Source organism: bacterium (genome assembly GCA_023230585.1).
Lineage (GTDB): Bacteria > Ratteibacteria > UBA8468 > B48-G9 > JAFGKM01 > JALNXB01.
Genome location: JALNXB010000093.1, coordinates 1 through 5,020 on the forward strand (window position 1 = coordinate 1; position 5,020 = coordinate 5,020).

Below are 5,020 nucleotides of genomic sequence, written 5' to 3' on the forward strand. Positions count from 1 at the left end.
GGCAGATATAGTACAAAAACAAAGAAGCAGGTTATTAAAAAAAATTATGCCTGTTTGTGACCCTTAATTATTTCAGGCTCATTATTTGACTGGAAAAGACTGATTTTAGACTTTCCCCCATTCCATTTTTGCCATCCATTCCGTCTTTTGTAGTTTATCTTGCGAGCTTTACCCGCCGAAGCCAACCTACGCTAAAATAGAAGCTTCGGCAGGTATACCTTGGCGTAGGTGGAGGGGTAGTTAACAACTTAACCAAAAACTAAAGATGTAACGAAAAAGGATGAGGTTCCCCTTGCTTGTCATTCCGGACTTGATCCGGAATCTCGTTTTTCCTACTACCAGCGTGGGTTAGATGAGAGATCCTGAAACAAGTTCAGGATAACTAACTGGGGCGTTAGGTGACAAAACGGGGTGTTCAAAAGGCAATGCGCCCCCCATTCCGTCTTTGCGAGTGTTTCGTAACGTGGCAATCTCGCCGTAGGCGGAAAAGGAATTGGGGGGAAAAAGCAAAAAAACAATAAGGATAAAGACGAGGGTTGCCACGTCATTAAAGGCATTCCTCGCAATGCCACAAAAAGGCAGTTAAAGATATAAAAGAAAAGCGTATGTGGTGTCTACTCACTCTGGTACTACGGTGCATACACCTTCCCTTTTTTTGCCTTCTACCCTTAGGGGAGAATACGGGGTGGAATCTCGTTTTTTTACTACTATTGTTAAGTGAATTAAGTTAGAGATCCTGAAACAAGTTCAGGATGGTAAAACTGTGACGTACTTGCAAACCTCAAAGGTTTGTTCCGAGGACCGACCTTCGTCAGCGAGAGGGGTTAATCAAGGGAAAGAGATTTTCTTAAAATTAGAATTACATCTGAAATATTAACTTTATCATCCTCATTCATATCTGCAAGTTCAATAATATCAGTAGTGTAGGGATGTTTATATGTTGTAGAGTTTATTGTTACATCCAACCCAATAGAAATTCTTAAAGAAAGAATTACATCTGCAATGTCTATCCTTCCGTCACTATTTACATCTCCCACTCCAAGTGGCTCTCTGCTAAACACAAGAAACTCTACATCATCAACAGCCCAATACCAATCAAAGTTAGCATCATAGTAGCGCCACCTAATTTTCACATCCTTTTTCCCCGCCGCAAAGGATGTTATATCAATAAAAACTTTGCCTTCTGAACTACTACCTTGATACCGTTTTAGAGTTTGCCAATTACCGTTACCTACCCTTATGTCTACATCGGCTTTTTCTGAAGTGTATTTACGAAAGTAATGGTTAAAAGAAAGATATACAACTGAATATTTATCAAAATCATAAAACTCAGAAATAAGTTGTTCGTCCATATCTACATCGCCAGAAGCATCGCTATCAACAACCATATATGGTAGGGTAAGATACGAACTGTAAGAATTAGCACTTTTAAGTTCCCAAGTTTTACCATCTTGATACCCATCAACAACAGACCAGTTTAAAGGTAAGCCAGAAGTAAAATTTTCTTTATATATTCTCATATATCCAGAAAAAATATCTGCAGAAATAAACGATTGTAAAAAACTTTTCCAAAGTGTTTCACTTGCAAAAAGTATAACTTCACTACGATAATCTTTATCTATGGTCCCTGAGTGAGCAGGAAAGTAGATAGATAAACCGTTAGCGTTGTAACCATTAGCAGAATAGTTTTTTATTATAAGGTCCTCAAATGAGTTTATTGTTTCCTGTGTAAGTGAAATAATTTCTTGGTTGTAGGAGTTATTAGAAAGATTTTCTAAAAAATCCTTTATATCAAGAAATACCCTTGTATCAAATATTTGTGTTGACTGACGAGAGATATATACGTTGAGCCATTCTGTGTTAAGATCAATAATTTTCTCAAGAAGAGAATTAAACTTTGAGTTAAAATCAGATATTTTAGTAAGATCTATTGCTGATAGTGTTTCTCCATAATTGTCCACTTCTCCGTGGTTTATGTAGGTATCTACAATTGTTGTGCCAAGTTGATGAGCAGACATATTGGGGTTCTGTTTCAAAGCAGTGAGAAAACCTTCAAAATCCCATCCAGATATGGGTTCTATCTCTTCTGAGGCAACCATTACTTCTCCAAGAGATTTTATTTCTGTTGCAACCTCAAGCATACCCATTAGGCAAGCGTCGAAACCTATTAAGTGGATATACTCCCCAACATTTTCAAGTGCTTCTCTAACTTCTTTCATAGATAGTTTATCTCCAGATGTATCATCCCAACAAATCTCTTTATAAGCAAATATCGGTTTTTCCTCTTGCAGACTCTTCCACCCGCTACCGTGGTTCCATAAAATTATGGCATATTTTTCTGCAGGATACTTTTCTACCCCCCACCTAACAAAGTCAGTAAGAGTTTTTTTTGAGCCCATATTAACTTCTCTGCCACCTTTACCGTCGCCCCAATCAGGAACTGAGTTACTTTCGGTAGGTTCCATATTTGGAGTTACATAAAACCTGTGGCAGATTGTCCAATTGTCGTATCTGGAATCGTAACCGTTGATTCTGTCAAGTTGAACAAGTATATTTATGTTGTCGTCTGAACCAACATTAGACATTTCAAGAAAATCGTCAATGGCTGATTTTTCAAGGTTGTTGTCTGCGGCAAGGTAGACCATAATAGTCCACTTTTTAGTTTCAGAAAAAGCAGAAGATGAAAGTAGTAAAAAAAAGAGGAATACTTGTATGAAAATTTTTCTGGTAAAGTTTTTATGTTTCATATATATATATTTTATTACTCTAAGAGTGTTTTTGTAAAGAGGAGATTCACCCCCATTCCGTCTTTGCGAGTGAATATGAAGCAATCCCCCGAGGTTTGCGAAGTAATCCCCTCAGAAATACTGTCGGGATAAGACCAGAGGGGTTTGCAACCAAGGTTGGTACAATTCCCTTCACCTTACCTCATCTCCACCAAGAGGAGAGGAGAACAGAAGAAAGGAATTAATCGAGTCTGATGGCTTTTCTTAATAGTAGTATTACGTCTGATATATTTATTACCCAGTCTCCGTTCATATCAGCAACTCTTAAATCTTGCTCGTCAAGTTCAAGTGACATACGTAAACATCTTATAACATCACTTATATTAATATTTCCATCGTTATTTATATCTCCAAGTGGTGGATATGTACAATTAAAAGCGCCTTGAAGGTCGAGTTGCCCGCCTGTTATAAGTTTTTCTCTATCCACTGCTTTACTCATTGGTTTAACACCATCAATAACACGAAAGGTGTTTCTTGCAACGGTATCTTCTGGGTAAGCGGAACAGAGGAGTGATATAGCCCCTGATACAAAGGGTGTAGCCATTGAGGTACCAGATTTTAAGCCGTAAGATTCTGGAAGTATGGTGTTAAACAGTGTTGCTTGAAGGTCTGTCCCTAAGCCAGATAAGAGTTCTTTAAGTTTTAGTCCGTCACTCTTTGAAATAAATATTGTAGGTAACCAGTTGCCTGCTGACCCTAAAGTTGCGTTAATAAGCCCGCCGTCTGGTTGGTCATCGGGTATGTTGTTATATATTACAACTCCAACCGCACCAGCCTCATAAGCGTTGGTTGCTTTTTCTGAGAAGTAAAGAGTCCCTCTTTCTATAAGAGCAATATATCCAGAGGTTTCAACTGGAAAATCGTCAGTTTCGCCAAGTCCACAATCTATAAATAAACCAGTAATTCCTCCAGTTTCTGTTTTACCAGAAAACTCAAGAGAATTTGACTCGTAGACAACTCCGTTGGCTTCTAAGGCAACATATTCAGTAAAAGGAACTGTTGATAAGATGTTGGTTCCGGGCGCTGATAAATGGACAGAACTAACGCCGTAGTTAGAAAAACTCCAGAGTGACTCGTTTTTATCAAATGCTGCTACAGAGATAATGTTTGGTAGGTTATATGAAGCAGGATACAGCGGTGTTAGATCATTGTTTTCACTCTCGTTACCTGCAGCTGCAACAAAAGTTATGCCCACCCTACCCGCCTCTTCTATTGCTTCATAAAGAGTATCACCGTTTTGCCCTCCTAAGCCACCCCAAGAAGCGTTTATAGCAACTACTTTCTCACCAAAATCTTTCTTCATCATAACTGCGTAACTTATTGCTTCTATAAGATCGTCGTCTCTAAAGTTCCCATCTCTTATTGAGTTGAGAGCCATAAGTTGAACCGACCAGTTTACTCCAGAAACACCTTGTTGGTTGTTACCTACAGCACCTATAATACCGGCAACGTGGGTCCCATGACTATCTGTATCCGTTGGGTTAGGGTGGTTGTAAGCAAAGTTGTACCCGTAGATATCGTCTTTATAACCGTTGTTATCATCGTCAATTTCTGGTAAACCTTCAAGTTCTGCTAAATTTTGCCACATATTGTTGGATATATCTGGATGGCTATAATTTATACCGCTATCTACAACTGCCACCACATTTTTGTTGTCTCCTGTTGTTATTCCCCAAGCGTAAGGGGCAGATATTCTGGGTAAAGCCCATTGCTGGTTATATCGAGTATCGTTGGGTGTAACTTCGAGAGGTTTTCTTATATATATTGGTTGAACATATTCGATAGAAGGGTCGTTTTGTAGTTCAGAAATCATTTCTTGAGTGGTAAGTTGGGATGATAATACTGCGACGTTAGATTTCCTTAGGCGAGAAAAAAGAGGTAGATTTTTCTTTATTTTTATGCCTTTTTTTTGAGTAAAAGTTTGAATGCTTTTTGTAGAGGTGGTCTGTGAAGCAAATTTTACTATCACTTCTCCTTGAACATATAAAGGGGTCTCCTGGCAAAAGGAAGAGGATATAAAAAGCATTGTAAGAGTTAGCAAGAAGGTAATATTTTTTATCATTATAATATTATACAATGCTAATTGTTTTTTGCAACAGTAGGGCAAAAAAGTATGTGGTGTTTACTCACTCTGGTACTACGGCGCATACACCTTCTACGCCACAATCGGGCACTCTGAGAACTCACCCTTCTGCATATAAAGCATCTCCGAAGGGCTTAACAGGCTCAGAGTA

Annotated in this window: 2 protein-coding genes; both read right to left on the reverse strand. The window is 38.5% G+C overall.

What is annotated here, in order from left to right:
- Positions 1 to 824: 824 nt before the first annotated feature.
- The gene (locus tag M0P98_09150; GenBank protein MCK9267013.1) at positions 825 to 2,747 is read right to left on the reverse strand and encodes a clostripain-related cysteine peptidase; all 1,923 of its coding nucleotides are present in this window, start codon (positions 2,745 to 2,747) and stop codon (positions 825 to 827) included.
- A gap of 220 nt (positions 2,748 to 2,967) precedes the next feature.
- Positions 2,968 to 4,755: a S8 family serine peptidase gene (locus M0P98_09155; protein ID MCK9267014.1), complete on the reverse strand. Its 1,788-nt coding sequence runs from the start codon at positions 4,753 to 4,755 to the stop codon at positions 2,968 to 2,970.
- Positions 4,756 to 5,020 lie beyond the last annotated feature (265 nt).

Excerpts from the sequence above, each read along its gene's own strand:
- M0P98_09150 (MCK9267013.1), bottom strand. The coding sequence starts at position 2,747 with ATGAAACATAAAAACTTTACCAGAAAAATTTTCATACAAGTATTCCTC.